A 20,817-nucleotide genomic window follows, 5' to 3' on the forward strand; every position below is an offset into this window, starting at 1 on the left:
TATTTTTGGTTTTCCTGTATTTAATGCCCTCGAAGTTAATCGAGATAAAAATCTTTGCGCTTTGAGAGGGAGGACGCTAGTAGGCTCTCGGCTAATGCGGACAGGTGTCAGAGTGGTCGAATGAACCGGTCTTGAAAACCGGCGAGGGTGCAAGCTCTCCGTGGGTTCGAATCCCACCCTGTCCGCCAGCCAAATTCATGAAATGTTTTAGAACTCACCTTCTAGCAGCTATATTTCCGCGATAGGTTTATTTGTCTTCGGTATAATGATTGGGTACGGGAGTCTGCCCAGTATCATCATCTGGGGAATTCCTAGCGCCTTTTTGATATTCGGTGTCGTTGTTATGGAGCAATACCATCTCCCGCAGTTTGTCGAGAAATTGTCGCCGCTAGGTGATAGCTCTTATACGCTTTATCTCGCGCATATAATGATTATTACGCTGTTAGTGGCCGTTTTGAAAGCGTTGGAACTTTCCGTTGTGCCGATTTTATTCATGACAACGATTTTCACCTTAATAGCGATTTACCTATCTCATTTGTTTCATTTGAAGATTGAGGCACCAATGACGAAGTTGATTACAAGATGGTCTGAACACGGGATCAAATTTCGAACAATGACATCGCGTTGAGCAGGTTAAGGGGCTCTTGTTTAATAAGCATTCGGATGTATTAGTACTTTTGCTGTCCCAAATAGGATAGTGACGTCGCGCCACATTCTCCACCCTTCCAGATATTCGAGATCAGATTGTAGTCTAGCTTCAAGATCTTCTTGACGATTGGTAGCACCGCGAAAGCCTCTAATTTGAGCAAGGCCGGTAATTCCGGGTTTCAAAGCGTGGCGCAGCCAATAGCGCTGGTTGATTTCCCAAAAAAGCTTGTCGCCCGCGAGTGAACCCAATGCATGAGGCCGCGGACCGACGACACTCATTTCGCTTCTCAGGACATTTATCAACTGCGGCAGTTCATCGATGCTGGTTTTCCGGATAAAATTGCCGATCCGGGTTATCCTTTGGTCATTCATCTGGGTGGACTGATCACCGTTTTTATCGCCATTTTCCGCTCGCATACTGCGAAATTTGTAAATGTTAAAAATACGATTTCCCTGCCCGACCCTCGGTTGCCGGAACAAAACCGGGCCAGGGCTATCCAATTTTATTGCAATGGCTACAATCACTAGCAGTGGCGCCAAGAAAACGAGTAGTGGGATGGTGATTGCTAGATCGAATGCTCGTTTTTTCAATCGATTGACAAGACTTAATGTACCTCTGGAAACCACCAATGTATCATTTCCATCAAAATCCCCTAAGCCGATTGCGCCTAGGTTATTGGCTCCGCTAACCAACAATTCCCCGGTAACATCAGAACCTTTGAGAAATAGAGCCCAATCAGATCTGCGTTCACGTGTGCAAGCAACGACGATACGGTCATAGCCTTTTACAACCTCAGACAAATGCGAAAGCATGTGGGGATCCATTGGATCGGGATATAGTTTTTCAGCCTTGGCATCGACGCAATACATGCCTTTCTCAAACGCGATTGGCTGCACACCATCAAGTATCAATAATTGATCTATAACGATGCCGCGGAGCTTCCACCAAACTATCTGATGCACCAAAAAGCGGCCAACGGCCAAAAGAGTTGCGCTGGCAGCAAATGCAAACACAAAGGCCAGGCGAGATATGTCGGTGCCAGTCTGCGAAAAGAATGTGAACATCATTACGACCAATGCCGTCGCGAATAGCGCGGAAAATGGCCTGCGAACGCTTTCGGAAAGGCTTTTTAACGAGCCTATGGAATATGAGTCTCGCGTAAAGGCGAACATCATGAAAATGGGAACGACTAGCAGGACAATATGATACCCCTGCGGTGAGAGCCATTTGTCTTCCCGCAAAAAACTTGCGAGAAAGAAACCAACGACAATTGCGATGACATCGAGAAATTGCAGAAGAATATATAGGGTAAGACGAACAGATTTAAGGGACCAACGCTCCGTTGTCCCACTTTCTAATCGCTGTCCTGAAAAAGGGTAACTCTCGTCCAACTAACGCACCATCCATCTTTACACGTTCGTGCAACCCTAGGATGGCGTAGAGCAAAATGAGTCAAAAGGCCACAAACTAATGATTTGTTAACCTAAATCTTACAACTCGATGATATCGTTGTTCTTTTATGGAAAATTAGCCAAAATAGACCTGTTATCAAGGCCATGAACCCCAAATAGCCGACATAACGGGAGAGAGCCATTAACAACTAGTCGGTTTTAGTTTCCCGATTTGGGACAACTTCCTGATGGCAACTATCCCCGTCGCCAGATTGAAATGACACTGCCATCAACTTCTCGTTGATAGGTCAGTGCGTCAAAGTCTTCCACATAATGAGTTGTACTTTTTATATCGGCTGAAGGACGGGCCTATTTCGGCGGCGTAATATGAAGATAAATGCCCTTAGCTGAGATATGGCGCAAAACTATAATGAAAGGCTGATTTATTGGTAATTTTCTGGCTGCGTTGTAAATTTGACAGACAAAAGTCGTTCGTCCATCCGAGTATAGCCAGGACTGACAAAAGAGATTTAGCGGTCTATTGGAAAATCCAGAGACCGAGTGATATTATGCCAGTCCAGAGGGCTAAACAGCTACCAACGATGATGGATATGCTTGACAGACCGCTGTATTTTTCAATTTTTTCGACAGCAACAGTATCATCAAACTGCTCTTTCAATTGTTGCTGTAATTGCCGCGCGGGCGATGGAACATAATCTACAGGAAGGCTATCGGTCGATGTAACTTTGATCGTATCCGCTACATTTTTTTGATCTTCATCTGCAATGAAAGTGTCATCATATCGAATTTTTCGCGCATGCATATTGGGCCTCCCAACACAGGTTTGCGCTGAAATTGGTTTCCCAATCGTTAATAAGCTGGAAATTAGGGGAAATATTCACCGTGGTCTAATATTTGGATACCGCAGTTTCTCAATTTCAGATATCGCCTCCGTCAACAAAAAAGGCCGATCCTATTGGACCGGCCTTTTAAAAATCTTTGTTTGAACTTTACTAGGCGAGCTTGAGAGCTGGCTTGTCAGACCGACGGCGCCGCAATGCGGTACCAATCGCTCCAAAACCGAAAATCATAAATGCCCATGTTGCTGGTTCTGGCACAGCGTTTACTGCGAAGTTATCGAACTCGAATGAGTTTTTTGTTGCCGAGAATTGCAGTTTTTTCGCCAGACCTAAATCGCCATCAGTGAAGCTCAAGGTAACCACTGGGTTAAGCTCTGGGTTTGTGTAAGGCAAACCGCCAGGCGCACCAAAATCAAGCAGTTGCTTGCCGGTTAACGAATAGATGACGTTATCGCTAGCATCTAGAACATCAAGAACGTTGCTAAAGTCAACCGAGCCCCAAATAAAGCTTATGGCTGCCAGATCTCCTGGAATACCACTAAGATCAAGTGTCTCGGGAGTCCCCAGTAGTGGGCCAACTGCTCCATAGTTGCCGGAAGCGCCGAGAGGCTCAGTGAAATCGCCTGGCGTAGTTCCCGTAACGATTGCACCTGAAAATTCAGGTGTCGGTGAATCGAAATCGATTACGGGAGTTGCTCCACTATAGACAGCGTCAACAGGGGCGTAAGAAAGAACAATAGCAGCATTGGCTGACGTTGAACAAAGTAAAGCTCCCAATCCTGCAGCTTTTGCGAAATTTTTTAGCGACATAAAAACAAACCTTATTTTGTACCAAACCGCTTGCAGCTTAGTGAATAATACGACCTAGATTGAGTTTTAGGCATTCTTCATTGATTCGTAAACCTTTTGTTTACCTTTTAGATCGCTGATGTTTGGATTCAGAGATAGCGTCCAGATATGGGACAGAAGCTGAGTGTGCTATTGGGTTAAAAATTAAAATATTTAGTATGAGGTGCTTTGATAACATATTGAAATTGAGCTTGATGTGGCAAATCGCGCTCTTAATAACTCGGTTCTTAAGGATAAGCCGTGTACTAATATTATATTTTACAATTTTGTACATTTAAAGCGGCCGAAACTGGTAAACGACGTTGCAAAATTCGATAAATTTGCCTAATTAACCGTTTGATAACGATATTTGGCCGCGTTGGCTTGTGACATCAGGGAATTAAATTGTGTCAGATAATTTGAGTGGATTGATAGCATCGGCGAATCGCCGTCGCCGCGCTGCGGTTCTAATCTTTGGTTCTGCCATTGGTTTGGCTTCACTTTTCCCCTATAATGATCGCGCTATGTGGGTGCCCGAAACGGAGACTCCGTTTGTTTTTACGGCAGTCCCGGAGAAACTGCCTATTACATATCTCACGATTGGTGGAGCGGATGCCCTGCTGGATCGGTTGATGGGATATGGAGCCAATGGCCCAGAGCGTAGATTAAGATCTCGTTTTTTGCCTTCTGACCCTCGCGATGTTGCTTCGCAGGCAGTTGGAGGAAATAATCCGGTTGCAGCTGTCCCGCAATTTGGCGATCTACCAACTGAATTGGCAGAAGCTCAAACGGTTCCCGGTGGTATTTTAAATCCTGGACCGGGCGGCAACATTGGAAATACGCCGCGCAATCGTGGCGGTGGTCCCGGTGGAATTGGCGGCGGCTCCGGTGGCGGTAGCCCGGGAACATTAAACGATCCTGACCCTGTGGTTGATCCTCCGGTAGATGAGCCTCCTGTGGCAGATCCTCCTGTCATTTCTCCGGTTCCCGAACCTATGACGTGGGCGATGTTCATTCTCGGCTTCACCTTGATTGGTTCAGCTCTGCGTCGTAGTCGACGGAAAATCGCCGCCATTTAGAAATTCACACTCCTGATTATAGAATGACTCATCGAATGATGAGTTTGTCTTTTTTGATCGTGACTGTCTCCATACGCGACAGCGCGCTCAGCCCCAGCAGAGAAACCGTGGGGCCACCGTCCATAACGGCAATATTAATTTTTCCAAGGCGTTTTCCGGCAACAACTAGTTCATCTGCATCAGCCCATTTCATCGCACTATAGCCAGCTGCGGTTCTAATACGATGGGTCGATGTCAGTTGGGGCTTTAAACCCACTCGCTCAGCATCATTTGCATTGAGAACGACGACGGTTGCTCCAGTATCTATGGCGAATTTTACCGGAATACCGTTTATTTTTCCATTGACGTAGAAAAGACCATCCGCTGCACGATGTATAAGATGTTTTCCTGACGAATCGATTCCATCAGCTACGTGTCCATTGATCTCAACCGATGCGGTAAGAGCAGACGCTGTTGATGTTGCTGAGAAAAAAGAAACCTGCAGCCCGGCCAGAATTGCTCCGCAAAGCGTTAAACTGCTCAAAAGCATGCTGATAGGTTGCGAAAACATTAACGCTTAATAGCGACTAAGCTATTTTAGAACCCTTCAGCGAAAGGGTAAACGGCGGATTAATATGTCAAGAGTCGTCGATGCCGTCTTTCAGGCGCTTATGTTGGCGCTTTTGGTAGAGGCCGAACAGAAAAGCCCCGATCCCGAACAACAAAAATGCCCACGCTGAGCCCCAATATGGCCAATGCATGTCGGCAGTCTTGCGATAAAGCACATAGTGGTCGGGGTGCACCTCCACACCGGCTTTTTCATAGAGCAGAACGATTTCCTCTGGCAAACCGTCTTGCCGCAATACGCCTGTTACCAGACCGCTTGGCCCATCTTTAGTTGGCGTGATTAGGCCTTGCTCCAAAAGATGCTCTCGTTCTGGCGAACGACCCGGCATCTGATTCCTGGGTAGGACGAATTCTGGACGGAATACTTGAACAAAATATCGCGTAGATTTTCGATCAGCGAGTTGGCTTACGATTGGTATAAAATATGTGCGTTGGCTGGCGAAAACCAGATTGCGCTTGATTGTTGCCAGTTTTTGCCAGTCGAGAGCACCGTTAAGCTCCGCCCTGCCCTCTTCGGGTTCCGTAAATGGAAGGCTTCCGACATCAATTTTCTGAGCTTTGCCATTCTCATTCGGCAGAGTCATCATTAAGACCAACGTTACTATCACTGCCAACAATGAAAATGCAGCAAGAGCAAAAAAACTAAACATGGCCAAACGAGCTTTTCCCAAAGCATTTTTTGCTTGTTCTGCAACTGAAATTTCGGGCTCGCCTTGATTATCTTTATTACGCAAACGGAATATCAGCCACAGAATCAGGATCAGCAATATCGTCAATAAAAGGACTGGTAGAATTACCGTAAAGATAGGAAGATAATTACCAAACCAGGTAAATTGCCACTCGGCCAGATACGAGATTAGTCCGCGATAAAATACTGACTGCGGCAATAAAAACAGGAAAATGAATAGAGCAAAGGCAACAGCAACAGGTATAATGTTGCTGCGAATTATCTCGAGAAATCCAGTTTTTGCTTTTTCTGCCATACCACGCACCCTTGAAGGAAAAGCAGATATCGACCAAACTTGCTTAAGTCTAGGGTTTTCGAGAGTTTTTACAGGAATTTAGTAACACACCGTTATTATAGAGCAGCTGATCGGAGCATTTACTTCTTCAGCGGAGATCTTAGCAAGGTCCGCGTAGAACATTGGCACCACATCATATCAGTCTAGTATCAAAGTGCCTTTGTTACGGTCTGCTGCGAGCGGACTCTGATTATTATCCGCGGCCACACCGCCATTTTTCGGGATTGTTTTTGCGCTTGGTGCCGCCTCGAATTTAGGCGTGATGATCGGATCCACTTCCGTAACATAGGTCGATTGCTCATCTGACAATTGCTCATCCAGTGCGTATTCCATCACATCATCGTTTTCGCGATCCTCGCTGGCCGTATCTGATAAGTCTTCGCCGATATATTGCTGGGAGAATGCTTGGCGCTTACCCCAGTAACCGGACCAACGGTAAAAAATATGAGAGCCGACCGTTTTGACTTTATCCAAACTTTTTGCCCAATATGGTACAATCCAGACGGTATGATAATGGGTGGCTGTACCAACACTTTTTTCAACTTTTCCAGAAATAGCATCTGCTGCTAACTTCTGAACCCTTGTCCAAATTGCAGGAATCGGTTTACGAGCGAGCGACCCGTCGCAAGTGAACGAAAATTGACAGCCCGTTGAGCGTTCTGATCCCTGGAAAACCACACCGCATATATTATTCGGATAAGCAGGATGCCGGACCCGGTTTAACACGACTTGTGCTACTGCCCTTTGGCCTTGCTCAGCTTCACTTGCTGCTTCGTAATAAATAGCAGACGTCAGACAGTTGACCGCGGTGCTTCGTGATAATTGTGAGGCGACGGTTGATGGAATAGAAAATGGCCTTGCCGGAACTATTTCTCTCTTTGAATCGGGAATAGAATTATTCAACTTTATCGCATCTTCAGCACTTAGATTAAGGCTTAATTGTTCGGCAATGTCCGGAACCGCGTTTGGCAATCCCGGCAAAGCAGAAACCAGAGCTTCTTTAGGTGGGGCAAGCGGAACAGAAACACCACTTATAGACGCTTTTTCTCGATGGAAGATTGAGGTAGAGGAGAGAAAAAGCCCCGCTAGCGGTATCAGGCAAAAAAGCACAACAAATAGCATGAAGGTTCGCCAACGGGCTCTCCATGCTCTTACAGGTTGCCGGTTTGCTGTCGGATTTTGGTCTACGTCTGATATTCTCATTTGCTCTAACGTTCAGCGAATTGAAGCGCCCATGACCCTTACCAATGTTGCACAGCGGCCCACTACACTCGAATGTACATGAAAACAAATCGACTATCGTCAATTTTCAAATCTGGACCTGTGGCTGATATATAATTTTGATGCGTAAGAAGATAGCATATGCCATCAACAAATAGGATCATGATTGTATCGAATTAGCACAGATATTGCTGAAGCTCTGGTTGATGCTTGTATTTCTGGAAACTGCTTATCGAATATGATACGGGATTGTTTACAGAAAAGTAAAGATTTCAGCATTTTGTAAGATCAAAGGTTATGCATGCTCAAGTTCAGTGAAAATTGTTATAGTAGCGGTAGAGATTACCAATCATGACTAGCACCACCGCGCGGTTAACGCTGCCACCTTTGAACTTTGCCAATATTCTTTTGGCCGTGGGGTTGGTGGCAATCATCATACCGACCATGATGTTCGTTTCCCAAGAGAGTTGGTCACAAGAGACCGGTGCGCATGGCCCAATCGTTCTATTTACAGGTCTTTGGTTGCTACGCAGACGCTGGGTGGTTGCAAAACCATTTATGGAACCTGCGTCCACCTTACCGATCCTATTGCTTGCCACTATATGTTTGCCGCTGTTCCTGTTCGCCAGAATTACGCAGATCGTCGAGATCGAAGGCTATTTGATGTATAGCCTGGTGCTCATAGCGCTTTACAGTATCGTAGGGCGAACCGCGATGAAGCTGATGTGGTTTCCGCTATTCTATATGCTGTTTGTTTTTCCGCCGCCCGATACGCTCATCGCTCTTATCACCCAACCGCTGAAGATTCTTATTTCGCAGGCTGCGATCAGCTTTCTGCATGTACTGGGATATCCAATTGGCGGTGCAGGTGTTATGATCCAAATTGGACAGTATCAATTATTGGTTGCCGCCGCCTGTTCAGGACTTAACTCTCTTGTCTCGCTGTCAGCCATTTCCTTGTTTTATATTTATGTCCGACATCAAGCCGACTGGCGATATTCGTTGCTTTTGAGTTCTATGATTATTCCAGTGGCCATTATCGCCAACTTTATTCGCGTTCTTATTCTGATCTTGCTCACTTATTATTCTGGCGAAGCGGCCGCACAAGGCTTCATGCATAATTTTGCCGGGATCACTATGTTCATGATCGCCGTTTTAACGATTTTTGCGATCGACAGCGTATTGGAACCAATTTGGCGTCGACTTCATACAAAAAGGGATGCGGCATGAACGCTGAATCGCAATCGGATGTGATAGCGGGCAAAAGTTCGCTGGTTAATCGCCGACACTTGATCATGGGCGGTGCCTTTTGTCTGGCCGCTGGTCTGGCTTACGCTCGCACGCCGCAAGTTGTATTTCCTGCGGTAGAAAAGGAAGATTTCGAGAAACTAATACCTGAAAGAATAGGATCGTGGGAGTTTAAAACGTCAAGTGGTGTAGTGCTGCCGCCACCTGACGCTCTTTCTGACCGGCTATATGATAACCTTGTTACCCGGGTTTATTCGGCTCCCGAAGACCCGCCGATCATGTTTCTGACCGCTTATAGTAATACCCAAGATGGGGTGTTGCAGGTGCATCGGCCAGAGATATGCTATCCAGCCGGCGGCTATAATTTGACACCCACGCGTCCTGTTTCGATCGAAAATGGTGTGGGTGGAAATATCGCGGCTAATGCGTTTACCGCTACCGGGCGCGATCGCACGGAGCATGTTCTGTATTGGACGCGTGTAGGCAATCAATTTCCATTGACATGGAGCCAGCAGCGACTTGCCGTGGTTCGGGCCAATCTTGAAGGTGTAATCCCTGATGGCGTTTTGGTCAGGGCCTCGCTCATTGCACCAACGATGGAAGAGGCCATGCCGCATCTTTCAAAATTTGCGGCCCAATTGAACCAAAATATGAATGATCAGGGAAGAGCCCTGTTAAGCGGAATAAAAAGCAACGGTTAGCAGTTTCATTCCTAAGCCACTCTGAGCTTATTCTTTGGGTCGGTTGAATTTGTCAAAGGGCTTAAGAACCATCATGATGAAGGTGATAACTGTCGCTATAACCGCGACAGCCGCCAACTGGTAACCCTCGTTGCCAAGATAATTGGCGCCAGCGCAACCCACCGATGCGACAAGATATTGCCACAGATGATCTGGTGGATCATCCTCAACCGAACGATCAAGAAATAATACAATTAAACCGCCAAAAATTGCGACTGTCAGCCAATCGTAAATGGTTTCCAATTCGGTCCTCCGTTGCTATGCATGCTGCTGTATATTTTTATGGGTCGTCTAACAAGCCAATGATTCGTTTTGTCTTTTTACTGGACAAAGCTGCGGGAGAAGTAACCATGTTGAACACTATATCTGTCAAAAAACGCGCGTTGATGTGTATCACTGCAAGCGCTGTGATGCTTACAGGTTGTGAAAAAACAGCCGAAGGTCAAGTGGCGGCTGTAGTGAATGGCGAAGAAGTGACATTGCAGGAGATCAATGCGGCGTTGAGCGAAGCAAATGTTCCAGAAGGTGCAGACAAGGAAGTTCTTCAGCAACAAGCACTTCAGCAGATTGTCGATCGCCGGCTGCTGGCGCAAGCGGCTAAGGAAAGTGGCATAGATCAAGATCCTTCATATCTTATACGTCAGCGTCAACTTAGCGAAGCTTTGTTGGTTCGCATGTATGCAGACAAGGCCGGCACAACAATCAAAGTTCCAGATCAGGCGGCTATTGATCGTTACACCGAAGCCCATCCATTCACTTTTGCTAATCGGACAGTTTACGCGGTTGATCAGATAGTTTTTCCGGCACCAGCTAATCTCGGCGACTTGAAGCAGTTGGAAGTGGCGCAAACACTGGCCGATGTAGAACGGATATTGACAGACATGGACATAAAATTTGTGCGTAAATCAGCACAAATGGATTCCGTTCAGGTTCCGCCCGCAATGATGGCGCAAATCGTGTCACTGGCTCCTGGGGAACCATTTGTGATTCCTACCGGAGCAACCGTGACGGCGAGCGTTATCAAAGCGCAACAAAAAGTGCCTTATAATGCAGAGCAAGCTGGCCCGGTCGCCGTCAAAGCCATACGCAACGAAGAAATGGCGAAGATCATGAAGCAGCGTTTGACAGAAGCGAAAGCAAAGGCTGAAATTACATATCAGACCGGTTTCGCGCCACCTGCGGAAAAGGGTGGAGAAGCCGATACGCCTGATGTAATCAAGAAAGCTGTTGAAGCGCCTTCGGGTTAGGCTCCTTCCTACCGTCAGATCGATACAATAAGCTTCCGGCAAACATCACTGCTGGAAAGAAGATGAAAGCGTTCAATAGCGCGTCGATCAACATAATGACTACGACCATAGCGAGCACTAAGGCGGAAGAGGGATCGTCCCGCGTTTCGTCGAGCTCAATCGTTTTTGCTTGAATGGATTGGCTATTTCGTAAGCGCGACAGCATGGCGGCTATGGGCGAACCGAGGGCTAGCATGAGTCCAATCAATCCAAATTGACCGACAAGTAACAACCACAGGCCCCAAGGACGGCGACCCAGCTCTCGCCACCAGTCCCACTGACCAGAGCCTGTGATCAGATTTTCCTGGATTTGGGGAATTGTTTGCTGATCTTGAGATATTCTCCAGGAGAATGAACTGCGGCCAGTGGTCCGCAATACATCCAAGGCAACCTGCCCGACGACCGTTTCTTTCGCGATTGATCTGAGCGGGATCACGCCACTTCCATATACCGCCAGTGCGAGTGATATCAAAATCATGGCCGGCACAGCTGCCCTGATGGAATAGCGCAACAGTCTATCGAACAGGACCACTGTCATACCGATAAACATTAACAGCAAAGCACCGATCGATTGGGCCGCTATCGCCATCATGCATAATATCACGGCGGCGATGCAGTGCAATTTTCGATTATGATCTGATGGCAGAGTCTTGAAACGCCAGACAGCCAATAGCGCGGTACAACACACCCATAACCCGTATTGATTACCATCTTCAAACATGGCGAGTGGGCGATATCCGAAATATCGTTCCGCTCCGACATTCGCAAAGGGATGAACGCCAAAAAACCATTCGTAAACGCGTTGCCCGGAAATTCCCTCAAAGATTGCAATTGGCAAGAGAAATAAGGTGGCACCGATCACTATGTCGGCCAACTGCAACCGCCCTGCCCGATCATGAAAATATATTCGCCCAAGCAACCATGGCAAACCCCAAATGGCGAGTATGTAAAGGCTTGATATCCAGCCTGCTGGACTCACATGTCTAAAAAAGGACTGGATAAGTGGCCAAAGGCACCATGCAACCATCGGAAGGTCAATCACCGTTGGACGGAAAGTGGCGAGTTTCCGGTAATCGAATATCATGGCTCCAACTAACGCTGTTATCGCGGCTATCAGTGCTTTGTTAATCAAACTGTCGGCCGGCAGGGCAGAAGTCATGATCTGATAGGAAGACAGCATTTCGGCGTTTGCAATTTCGATTGGTAATGATGGGTAGTAAGAAACCGGAAGAAATAACAGACCAGAAACATAAACGATCGCCACGGCTTTCTGTGGTCTAAGCCCATAAAATGCGGCTATGCCGAGTAGAAAGAACGCAATATAGGTTATCGATATTGCGTTCATCCGTTCATCCCTGCTCTATTGCGTATTATAGGCTATAGCTGCAAAATGTCTCTATTCGAAAATCCTACCCAGGCTGTTGGAATATTTGCGTTTCTGACCGCTTTTTTTGGTTGTGTCATGGCGGGGCGCTCGACTGGGTGGATCATTTGGCGATGGTTAACCGCGCTATATTTGGTCTTCGCAATAGAGTTGATGGTTGGATTGCGCCACGGACTTCGTGTCATGGTCAATGATGTTATGCAGTCAGCGGAAATATATAGTGATCGTGCTGTAATCCAATGGGCATTGGTGCTCGTTTTACTTGCGTTAGTGCTGGCACTTTCTTCACGCTATCTTATCAGGGCGAGAAAATTCGGATCGCTATCCAAGACGCGCTTTGCTGCTATTGCAGCTACCGTTGCTTTGATTTCGGTGTTTTTGTTGGAACTTATCTCGTTCCACGAGATTGACGCTTTGCTATATCAAAAATTTGCAAGTGTGATGGTAATCGGTTGGATATGGGCGGGTTTAGCCATTGCTGTTATGATATCCGGGTTGTCGGAGCTGGTGCATGAATCTTCGCTGTTAAACTCTAAATGAAAGATGATTAACGCATTTGATTTCATTTACTGTTGCGGTAACGAAGCGTCATTTATCGGGGATTTGGCTATAATGAGATTATTGTTCGCTTTGCCGGGCTTTCACAAATATGAGCGCGGTGCAGAAATAGCTCTGTTATCTGTTGCAGCAGAACTCGCAAGAACCGGAGATGATGTGACGGTTATTGGATCCGGACAGGCACGGCCGGATGATCCCTATAAGTTTATACATGCCAGTTCGATTCGCCGTGAAAATTTTGAAAAATTCCCCTTCATCCCTCTGTTTCGCAGTGAAACGGTATATGAAGAGGCCACTTTTGCTGCCAATTTGGCTCTACGATATCAGCCGTCAGATTTCGATGCGGTGCTAACTTGCTCTTTTCCCTTTACCAATATGGTTCTGCGGCGCCCCGTTTTGGGCGGTAAAAAGCCTTTGAATCTATTCATAACCCAAAATGGCGAATGGCCAGCGGTTTCGAATGACGCCGAATACCGCTTCTTTTCTTGCGACGGGCTGGTTTGTACAAATCCCGACTATTATGAAACCAATAAGGATCGCTGGAACTGCGCTCTTATTCCCAACGGTATCTCGATTGATCGGTTCAAATTGGGGGCTGGCGATAGAGCCGCACTGGGTTTTCCAGCCGATCGGCAGGTTATTTTGATGGTCAGCGCGCTCATTCCTACAAAACGGGTATTGGACGGTATTCGAGCGGTGGCGCCAATGGGCGATGCTCATCTAGTGGTGGCTGGCGATGGACCGATGCGCGAGGAGGTAAAGGCGTTGGCTGCAGAATTACTACCCGGCCGTTTCACGCAATTGACTGTGACCCCTGATCAAATGCCGACACTTTATCAATCTGCAGACGTATTCTTGCATATGTCGTTGCTGGAATCTTTCGGAAATGTTTTTCCGGAAGCCATGGCTTGTGGGTTGCCTATTGTTGGTCACGATACGCAGCGCTTGCGTTGGATTGTTGGCGATGAAGAGTTTTTGGTTGATACGCAAAATACTCCGTCAGTCACAAAAGCGCTGACAGACGCTTTGGCTGCCAAGCAAGCGGCACCGGTAAAAGTATCTGAACGCGCAACCAATTTTGCTTGGCAAAATATTGCCCGTCAATATCGTGAATTTTTAACGGAATTAATGAGTGATCAGAGCTGAGCAGGAATAGTATCGAGGCTCTCGAAATAGGCTATTGTCTTTTCCAAGCCTTCTTTCAATTCGATCGTCGGCTCCCAGCCGAGCTCTGATTTGGCCAGACCAATGTTAGGTTGCCGCTGTTTTGGATCGTCCTGCGGTAGCGGAAGATCAATGATTTTTGATCCAGAATTTGTCATTTCGACAACCAATTCAGCCAGTTCTCTGATAGAAAATTCATTGGGATTACCGATGTTTACCGGTCCAGTAAATCCGTCACTGCTATTCATAAGCTTCATCAAGCCATCAACTAGATCATCGACGTAGCAGAAGCTTCTTGTCTGACTGCCATTACCGAAAATAGTGATATCTTCCCCCCTGATGGCCTGCATTATGAAATTAGAGACAACCCGGCCGTCGGAAGGGTGCATTCTTGGACCATAAGTATTGAAAATTCGAGCAACTTTTATTTCTATGTCATGCTGCCGATTATAATCGAAAAACAGTGTTTCAGCACAGCGCTTTCCTTCATCATAGCAGGAACGAATACCAATTGGATTGACATTCCCCCAATAGTCTTCGGTTTGGGGATGTACGACCGGATCGCCATAGACTTCACTGGTTGACGCTTGCAAAATCCTACACTTTAGACGCTTGGCGAGGCCAAGCATATTGATAGCTCCATGGACCGAAACCTTGGTGGTTTGAACCGGATCGTGCTGATAGTGAATTGGTGATGCCGGGCAGGCGAGATTATAGATTTCATCCACTTCGACAAAGAGGGGTAAGCAGACATCATGCCGCATGAACTCAAAACGTGGATGTTGCAGCAAATGGGATATATTGCTTTTGGAGCCCGTAAACAGGTTGTCGACACAAAGAACTTCGTGACCTTGTTCGATCAGCCGGTCGATAAGGTGTGAACCAAGAAACCCGCAACCACCGGTAACCAATACACGTTTTTGTAAAAAGTAGTCGCGGCTCATGCCAATATCTCCGGTGAAATCAATGCGCTGTTCGATACAGGCGGCGACCATAGCTAGCAATAGTGATGATATATTTAATCTGCTAGCGTTGAGAAGCAGCACATTCTCGGATCGAGGCAGTGGATAATCATCGTGACGCCGCATTGTGGATTTGTTACGATATTGTGCACACTAAACTACCCGCAATGAAAGACATACATCAACTCATGCATTTTTTTAGGACTGTTCTGACTGTTGCTATGATATTCAGCGTCCGCCCTGCACTGGCGGAACAGGGGGCAATACCTCCCGGTTTAGAGCTTCCTCCGATTCCCAGTAATTTTGATGTTGAACAGGAGTATGTCGCGGGCTGGGGCAGCGGAAAAATTCCCAAAAGCGCGGCGCCTGATGTGGTTGGGGCTTTTCGCTTCCTGTGCAGTCCGGGGCAACTCAGCTATGACGATCCGATCGTATATCCAGGAAAACCAGGTAAATCGCACTTACATCAATTTTTTGGAAACACGGGGGCAAATGCGTATTCAACTTATGAAAGCCTTCGTAAAACCGGCGATAGCACATGCAATAACCGGCTGAACCGCTCGGCTTATTGGATGCCAGCAATGCTGAACGGGCGCGGCCAAGTCGTCAAACCGCGCTATGTCAGTATCTATTATAAACGCATCCCAGAGTCGTCTCCCGATTGCCTGGGCCGCGGTAAAAACCCCCAGAATATGTGTATTACCATTCCACGAGGTCTTCGTTATATTTTCGGTCATGACATGCTGGATAAGTCCGGCAAGAAAACTGGCAAAGGTTACTTCAACTGTTACGGACCAGGCGCTAAATCGGGAACTTATCCTGATATTGTCACAGCTGCTCAATATTGCCCGGTCGGAGCTAAGATTGGCGCTTTGATAAGCGCACCTGATTGTTGGGATGGACGAAACCTCGATAGTCCAGATCATCGTGCACATGTCGCATATCGAAAATATGGCAATGATGGCAAAGCTAGATGTCCGAAAACCCATCCTTATAGAATGCCGACATTCACTTTGGGCTCTTGGTATGACGTCGATGAAACCCTCGATCGATCGGGAAGATGGGACCCAGACAAGCCCAGTTGGCATCTGTCTTCAGATTATATGCCGGGAATGAAACCGGCAAAGCCCGGTTCAACATTTCATACCGACTGGTTCGGAGCATGGGATGACGAAGCTTTGGCTTTGTGGACAGCGCATTGTATAAATAAACTGCTAAATTGTTCAGGCGGTGAGCTGGGAAACGGCAAACAGCTTAAGCCTACCAACGGTTATAACAATCAAGGCCAGCAAAGAATATTTGATCCGCCACCAGATCCTGGTTTGCACCATCACGTACATGGAAATGAGGCCAGTGTTCCGAATGAGAGCGATGGTAATCCATGACCGCGTTAGAAAACGGGTTGTCCATTATGTTTTGGTTTTTGGCAGCACCCTTCATTCTTCTCTTCGCCATCTATATATTGGAATTGATGTTTGGTCTGTTCTTCGTTCGTGAACGGAGCAAAGCCAGGCCAGCGGCGGATATTGGAGACCCTAAGATAGCCATATTGATTCCTGCGCACAATGAGGCGTCAATTATAACTCGAACAATTCAAAGGCTGGTCGAAAATATACCATCAGGCACGCGTGTTCTAGTGGTTGCCGACAATTGCAGTGATCGAACTGCTGAGTTGGCACGAAAAGCAGGAGCAGAAGTGGTGGACCGCTTCGACAAAGAGCGTCGCGGCAAAGGATATGCTTTAGCATTTGGTCGCGACCTATTGGCAACGGATCCGCCTGATTGCGTGATTGTTCTTGATGCAGATTGCACGCTTGACAAAGACAGTGCCGCCCAATTGGCGTCAGTCGCAGTGCGTCAATCTGTTCCGGTACAAGCGACTAATCTTGTTCATAGCGTATTGGAAGCGCCGCCTGTGGTGCAAATATCGAATTTTGCAATGCTTGTGAAAAATCTCGTCCGGCAGCGTGGAATGACAAGGCTTGGTGGGGCGGCGTTATTGACCGGTACTGGTATGGCTTTCCCATGGTCGATTTTTGCAACAGCTCCGCTCGCCAATAGCGACCTTGCAGAGGATCTTGCACTGGGCATAGCGATTACCCGACAAGGGCATACGCCCATCTTTCTTGAGTCTGCCGGCGTTTCAAGCGAGGCAGCCGCGGAAGAAGATACTTTAGTTCAACGAACACGATGGGAACATGGTTTTCTAGTCACTGCCCGGCTTCATGCGATCCCGCTAATACTCTCCGGGCTTAGAAAAATGTCCCGACCAGAGTTGTTCCTTGGTTTTCATCTTTTAGTGCCGCCTTTGGCTTTGTTGATGGCAACAGGAATAGCTATGTTAATCAGCTTGGCTTGCGCTGTATATTTAGGAAGTACGCCCCTGCCCTTTATGACGCTGCTAATTATCGTAAGCCTCGCAGTTATTATGACCGTTGGCGCTTGGGTGATGGAAGGGCGCGATGTTTTATCGCTCGGCGCCTTGGTGAGAATACCGGTTTACATTCTTTGGAAAGTCCCCGTTTATCTCAAATTTCTGGGCGGGAGGGAAACCCGCTGGATAAGAACACGACGGTCTGACGAAACGATTATTTCCGAAAAGCAAGACGATTAGCGCTTTCCTGACTTATTATGCTCCAGAAAGATTTTGAAAATTCGGGGGCCCTCAACAAGATAACGCCGCCATAGGCGCGAGGGTTCGCTGAATAGCCTGAAGGACCATTCCAACCCGGCCTTTTGCATCCAGACCGGTGCACGCTTTTTGACCGATGTTATGAATTCAAGTGAAGCTCCTATGCACAGGCCAACGCCCGAACATCTGCCCGATTGCCGGCATTGATGGGCTGTAATTTCACTTTGCGGAGCGCCAATTGCAAACAGCACATAATGTGCCTTGGTATTTTCAACAAAATCAACGATGTCAGCCATCGCTCGCGGATTGTTAAGAATACCCATTGGCGGGATGTGTTGACTATATTTGGGAGCGGGGAATAGCCGTGAAAGGTCATTTAACAAGCGATTGTCACCACCGATTATGGCAACGCGGTCGCCCTGCCCCAACCTGTCTTGAAACAAAGATGCGGTCAGGTCGCTGCCCGGCACAACGGTCAGGTCAATGCCAGCAAATCGCGCTAACGCACGGACAATACGGCTATCGCATAATGTCAGAGACGCTGCTTCATATGCTGCCTGAAAAGCAGCGCTGCGCGTTTCGGATATATTGGGATACAGATTAACAAAATGGTCTACATTAGGCGTAACGACATAAGAAAATTTTTCGTTTTTTGCCATATTACCTACAGCGTCTAATGCTTGGGGTAGACTCAGTGGCGCAATATCAATGCCTAAAAAAGCTACGGTCTTGTCGTGCCTAAGCTGCACGGTTGCTCCAGAAGATTGTTCTGTCATCCGGGTCACTATTTCAAACGTCCAAACAGACCGCGCGTCGGCGGCGTACCAGGCGGTAAATCTACAGCGTAAATGGTATTGGCGATCTTTTCGCCGCTACTGGCTTCCAGCTTACAGCGGTCCAAACCAGCTTTTTCACAGGTTTCCAGATATAAGCGCCATGCCTTAATCGAAGCAGGCGTGTCGCGGGCAAAAGATCTCGCAATTGATACTGCGCGTATTTGATCACCATTATCCAAGAGATGTTGCGTAAAAGCGCGAAAAAGGATGGGGTCCTGTGGAAGCTGTTTGCTTGCATCGGCAAATACCCGCTTCATCCCGCTTTCGTCGTTCTTAGCTGCGTAAACGCCGACAAGGCTTAGGTAACCAGCGCGTAATTTAGGATTGTCCCGGATAACTATCTGGGCATCGTTAATGGCCTTTGAAAAATTTTCTTCTGCCAATGATTTTTGGATTATAACCAGCAATGCATCGGCGTTCGTCTCATCATCTTCCAATATACGGGAAGCGATTTCTACAGCCTCATCAGTTTGTCCGCTTGCATTTAAAGTCCGTGCATAAAGGGCGGTGGCTTCAGGCGAAACACGAGCGGAAACAGATTGCATGACCGTCTTCGCATCATCCGCTTTCCCCGTTGACAGAAGATAGCGAGCGATCGCGATACGGGCCTCAAGCGTTCCTTCTTTTGATAAAAAAGCTAAAAGATTCTCGTCCAGTGGATCTGTTTCATATTCCAACCAAAGATCAGTGATCATGGTCAGTGCTCTTTTTGCAGTGAGGCCGCTGCGCAGTATCTCCTCGATCAATGCACGCGCTTGGCCACGTTCTCCTGATTTATAAAGGGTATTGGCATAGTCGATCTTTAGCGCCATATCTTCAGGCCGGCGGGCTATCAGCCTCTTAAAAGTCGCTTTCATCTCCGAGAGATTGCTCGTCTCGCGGAAAAGTTCGATCAGTGTCATGTCGACACCCTCGGTATAATTTTCATTTGGAGAGAAATTCTCTAAGAGTTCCAAAGCTTCATCCGTTTTGCCGGTTAAAGCTAGAGTTCTTGCTTTTAATATTGTGCCTGCCTCGTCACCAGGACGCCCGGCGAGAATTCGCTCTGAAAACCCTAGTGCCTCTTTATGTTTACGCCGCACCAATGCGATAAGACCTTTAGTCAGCAATGCTTCGGGTAATTCTGGAGAAAAAGAAAGCATCGTATCAGCAGCGCGTTCTGCTTCTCTTAAATAGCCAGTCTGCAGTCCCAGTTGCGATACCGCTTGCAAAGCTTCAGGATTAGTCGCCTCCAACGATAGCGCATCAGAATAAGCCAAAAACGCATCTGTCGGGCGGCCAGAAGCAAGCTCTATACGGCCTTTGAGAATGTGCAGTTTCGGATCGTCATCCCGCGCAGCGAGGGCCTCCGTTATGGATTTGCGCGCTTCATAAAAATTTCGTTGATCAAAATATTGTTGCGCCTCTGCGCCTGCTTGTGCAGCATTTTCCGAAGCAGAATCGCAACCACTTAGTGAGAAGGAAAAAAAACAAAGCAATATTGCAGTTCGAATCCTCCGAATCGGCCGCATTAACAATAAATTGTTTCGTCTCATGATAATAAAATGTCACATCTCAAAAAGGCAAATGGTGCTATAAACCAACGAAATACGTGGTTAAGACAGGCTTTGCGGGATGAAATCCTATCTTTTGCGGTGGCAAGCTATGGCTTTAGGCTATATAGCACGCCGGTGTGAAGTTGAAATGATGGATGAGTAGTATCAATGAAGAATTTATTAATGGCCGTGATTTTTGCGCTGGTCGCAGCTTCGGCCAATGCGCAATCTGCTGCCCCCCAAACGGATGGAACGGTAACCGCGGCTTCGAACCAGGCGGCTTATCGGATAAACGCAGGGGATGACATCGAAGTCTATGTTTGGGGCGAAGAGCGTCTTCAACGACAGATACGTGTATTACCGGACGGTACTTTTTCCTTCCCATTGGTTGGCAGGGTCGAAGCCGAAGGTAAGCTTCCCTATGAAATAGAAGCAGTTGTCAGCAAAGGCCTGGAGAACCAATATCGTGGGCAGGTTCCACAAGTCACTGTATCTGTCAGTTCACCCACGGGTTTGCAATTCTCTGTAATGGGACGTGTAAACTCGCCCGGCAGCTTCACTCCTGGCCGTTATGTGAATCTGCTTGAAGCATTGAGTCTAGCAGGTGGTCCCAGCCAGTTCGCCGATCTCGGCGGCATATCCATTGTTCGCAAAACGCCGACCGGACTTACAACGATTAGAGCTAGCTTGGGTGGTTTGTTTAAACGTAGCGGCGCCGCCGATGCTGTGTCTAAACGCGCCATACCGAATATACAGTCTGGCGATACGGTCATCGTACCTTAAAACGAAATATTCGCGGGGGAAAAAATGCATAGA

The 20,817-nt window shown here is 47.3% G+C and carries 20 protein-coding genes and 1 tRNA gene; 10 read left to right on the forward strand and 11 right to left on the reverse strand.

Going from position 1 to position 20,817, the window contains the following annotated elements; translation table 11 throughout:
* The first annotated feature begins 98 nt into the window (after nucleotides 1-98).
* Nucleotides 99-188 (forward strand) — tRNA-Ser (locus J4G78_RS01085).
* 460 nt (nucleotides 189-648) lie between these two features.
* Here J4G78_RS01085 and J4G78_RS01090 read toward each other — a convergent pair.
* The 3 genes from J4G78_RS01090 to J4G78_RS01100 form a co-directional block, all read right to left on the reverse strand.
* Nucleotides 649-1,716, reverse strand: coding sequence for a sugar transferase (locus J4G78_RS01090; protein ID WP_243457172.1), 1,068 nt, complete (start codon nucleotides 1,714-1,716; stop codon nucleotides 649-651).
* Nucleotides 1,717-2,578: 862 nt separating this feature from the next.
* On the reverse strand, nucleotides 2,579-2,863 hold the full coding sequence (locus J4G78_RS01095) for a hypothetical protein (RefSeq protein WP_207988055.1): 285 nt from the start codon (nucleotides 2,861-2,863) through the stop codon (nucleotides 2,579-2,581).
* Nucleotides 2,864-3,053: 190 nt separating this feature from the next.
* Nucleotides 3,054-3,710: a PEPxxWA-CTERM sorting domain-containing protein gene (locus J4G78_RS01100; RefSeq protein WP_207988056.1), complete on the reverse strand. Its 657-nt coding sequence runs from the start codon at nucleotides 3,708-3,710 to the stop codon at nucleotides 3,054-3,056.
* Between the two features lie 425 nt (nucleotides 3,711-4,135).
* Here J4G78_RS01100 and J4G78_RS01105 point away from each other — a divergent pair, with 425 nt between their 5' ends.
* Nucleotides 4,136-4,807, forward strand: coding sequence for a PEPxxWA-CTERM sorting domain-containing protein (locus tag J4G78_RS01105; protein ID WP_243457173.1), 672 nt, complete (start codon nucleotides 4,136-4,138; stop codon nucleotides 4,805-4,807).
* Between the two features lie 28 nt (nucleotides 4,808-4,835).
* On the opposite strand, the gene J4G78_RS01110 is transcribed toward J4G78_RS01105, so the two are convergent.
* From J4G78_RS01110 to J4G78_RS18325, 3 genes are all read right to left on the reverse strand, one after another.
* Nucleotides 4,836-5,357: a retropepsin-like aspartic protease family protein gene (locus J4G78_RS01110; RefSeq protein WP_207988057.1), complete on the reverse strand. Its 522-nt coding sequence runs from the start codon at nucleotides 5,355-5,357 to the stop codon at nucleotides 4,836-4,838.
* A 67-nt stretch (nucleotides 5,358-5,424) separates the two neighbouring features.
* Entirely contained in the window at nucleotides 5,425-6,396 is a 972-nt protein-coding gene (locus J4G78_RS01115; protein ID WP_207988058.1) for a hypothetical protein, read from the reverse strand.
* A gap of 177 nt (nucleotides 6,397-6,573) precedes the next feature.
* Nucleotides 6,574-7,557 carry a cell wall hydrolase gene (locus tag J4G78_RS18325; protein WP_207988059.1) on the reverse strand — a complete coding sequence of 328 codons (984 nt, stop codon included), beginning with the start codon at nucleotides 7,555-7,557 and terminating at the stop codon, nucleotides 6,574-6,576.
* 450 nt (nucleotides 7,558-8,007) lie between these two features.
* Here J4G78_RS18325 and xrtV point away from each other — a divergent pair, with 450 nt between their 5' ends.
* Both xrtV and epsI read left to right on the forward strand, forming a co-directional pair.
* Nucleotides 8,008-8,886 carry an exosortase V gene (gene xrtV / locus J4G78_RS01125; protein WP_207988060.1) on the forward strand — a complete coding sequence of 293 codons (879 nt, stop codon included), beginning with the start codon at nucleotides 8,008-8,010 and terminating at the stop codon, nucleotides 8,884-8,886.
* Complete coding sequence (gene epsI / locus J4G78_RS01130) at nucleotides 8,883-9,605, forward strand: exosortase-associated protein EpsI, V-type (protein WP_207988061.1); 723 nt, start codon at nucleotides 8,883-8,885, stop codon at nucleotides 9,603-9,605. The genes xrtV and epsI overlap by 4 nt, the downstream gene beginning before the upstream one ends.
* 27 nt (nucleotides 9,606-9,632) lie before the next feature.
* On the opposite strand, the gene J4G78_RS18355 is transcribed toward epsI, so the two are convergent.
* The gene (locus J4G78_RS18355; RefSeq protein WP_375140347.1) at nucleotides 9,633-9,887 is read right to left on the reverse strand and encodes an XrtV sorting system accessory protein; all 255 of its coding nucleotides are present in this window, start codon (nucleotides 9,885-9,887) and stop codon (nucleotides 9,633-9,635) included.
* Between J4G78_RS18355 and J4G78_RS01135 the strand changes: the two genes are divergently transcribed.
* On the forward strand, nucleotides 9,770-10,891 hold the full coding sequence (locus J4G78_RS01135) for a SurA N-terminal domain-containing protein (protein ID WP_207988062.1): 1,122 nt from the start codon (nucleotides 9,770-9,772) through the stop codon (nucleotides 10,889-10,891). The two genes, J4G78_RS18355 and J4G78_RS01135, sit on opposite strands and share 118 nt — an antisense overlap.
* Here J4G78_RS01135 and J4G78_RS01140 read toward each other — a convergent pair.
* Nucleotides 10,860-12,275, reverse strand: a complete 1,416-nt coding sequence (locus J4G78_RS01140; RefSeq protein ID WP_207988063.1) for an O-antigen ligase family protein — start codon at nucleotides 12,273-12,275, stop codon at nucleotides 10,860-10,862. The two genes, J4G78_RS01135 and J4G78_RS01140, sit on opposite strands and share 32 nt — an antisense overlap.
* A 45-nt stretch (nucleotides 12,276-12,320) precedes the next feature.
* Between J4G78_RS01140 and J4G78_RS01145 the strand changes: the two genes are divergently transcribed.
* Nucleotides 12,321-12,854 (forward strand): hypothetical protein, encoded by a 534-nt coding sequence (locus tag J4G78_RS01145; RefSeq protein ID WP_207988064.1) that lies wholly within the window; start codon nucleotides 12,321-12,323, stop codon nucleotides 12,852-12,854.
* A gap of 72 nt (nucleotides 12,855-12,926) precedes the next feature.
* Nucleotides 12,927-14,018: a glycosyltransferase family 4 protein gene (locus J4G78_RS01150; RefSeq protein WP_207988065.1), complete on the forward strand. Its 1,092-nt coding sequence runs from the start codon at nucleotides 12,927-12,929 to the stop codon at nucleotides 14,016-14,018.
* On the opposite strand, the gene J4G78_RS01155 is transcribed toward J4G78_RS01150, so the two are convergent.
* Nucleotides 14,009-14,980 carry a UDP-glucuronic acid decarboxylase family protein gene (locus tag J4G78_RS01155; RefSeq protein ID WP_207988066.1) on the reverse strand — a complete coding sequence of 324 codons (972 nt, stop codon included), beginning with the start codon at nucleotides 14,978-14,980 and terminating at the stop codon, nucleotides 14,009-14,011. The two genes, J4G78_RS01150 and J4G78_RS01155, sit on opposite strands and share 10 nt — an antisense overlap.
* A 239-nt stretch (nucleotides 14,981-15,219) precedes the next feature.
* Here J4G78_RS01155 and J4G78_RS01160 point away from each other — a divergent pair, with 239 nt between their 5' ends.
* Together J4G78_RS01160 and J4G78_RS01165 are read left to right on the forward strand one after the other, a co-directional pair.
* The gene (locus tag J4G78_RS01160) at nucleotides 15,220-16,383 is read left to right on the forward strand and encodes a DUF1996 domain-containing protein (protein ID WP_207988067.1); all 1,164 of its coding nucleotides are present in this window, start codon (nucleotides 15,220-15,222) and stop codon (nucleotides 16,381-16,383) included.
* A 26-nt stretch (nucleotides 16,384-16,409) separates the two neighbouring features.
* The gene (locus tag J4G78_RS01165; protein ID WP_207988068.1) at nucleotides 16,410-17,612 is read left to right on the forward strand and encodes a glycosyltransferase family 2 protein; all 1,203 of its coding nucleotides are present in this window, start codon (nucleotides 16,410-16,412) and stop codon (nucleotides 17,610-17,612) included.
* Here J4G78_RS01165 and J4G78_RS01170 read toward each other — a convergent pair.
* On the reverse strand, nucleotides 17,609-18,406 hold the full coding sequence (locus J4G78_RS01170; RefSeq protein ID WP_207988069.1) for a WecB/TagA/CpsF family glycosyltransferase: 798 nt from the start codon (nucleotides 18,404-18,406) through the stop codon (nucleotides 17,609-17,611). The two genes, J4G78_RS01165 and J4G78_RS01170, sit on opposite strands and share 4 nt — an antisense overlap.
* 8 nt (nucleotides 18,407-18,414) lie before the next feature.
* Nucleotides 18,415-20,001: a tetratricopeptide repeat protein gene (locus tag J4G78_RS01175; RefSeq protein WP_310737237.1), complete on the reverse strand. Its 1,587-nt coding sequence runs from the start codon at nucleotides 19,999-20,001 to the stop codon at nucleotides 18,415-18,417.
* 168 nt (nucleotides 20,002-20,169) lie between these two features.
* On the opposite strand from J4G78_RS01175, the gene J4G78_RS01180 reads away from it, so the two are divergent.
* Complete coding sequence (locus J4G78_RS01180; protein ID WP_243457175.1) at nucleotides 20,170-20,784, forward strand: polysaccharide biosynthesis/export family protein; 615 nt, start codon at nucleotides 20,170-20,172, stop codon at nucleotides 20,782-20,784.
* The last annotated feature ends 33 nt before the right edge of the window (nucleotides 20,785-20,817 follow it).

Source organism: Parasphingorhabdus cellanae, assembly GCF_017498565.1.
Taxonomy (GTDB): domain Bacteria; phylum Pseudomonadota; class Alphaproteobacteria; order Sphingomonadales; family Sphingomonadaceae; genus Parasphingorhabdus; species Parasphingorhabdus cellanae.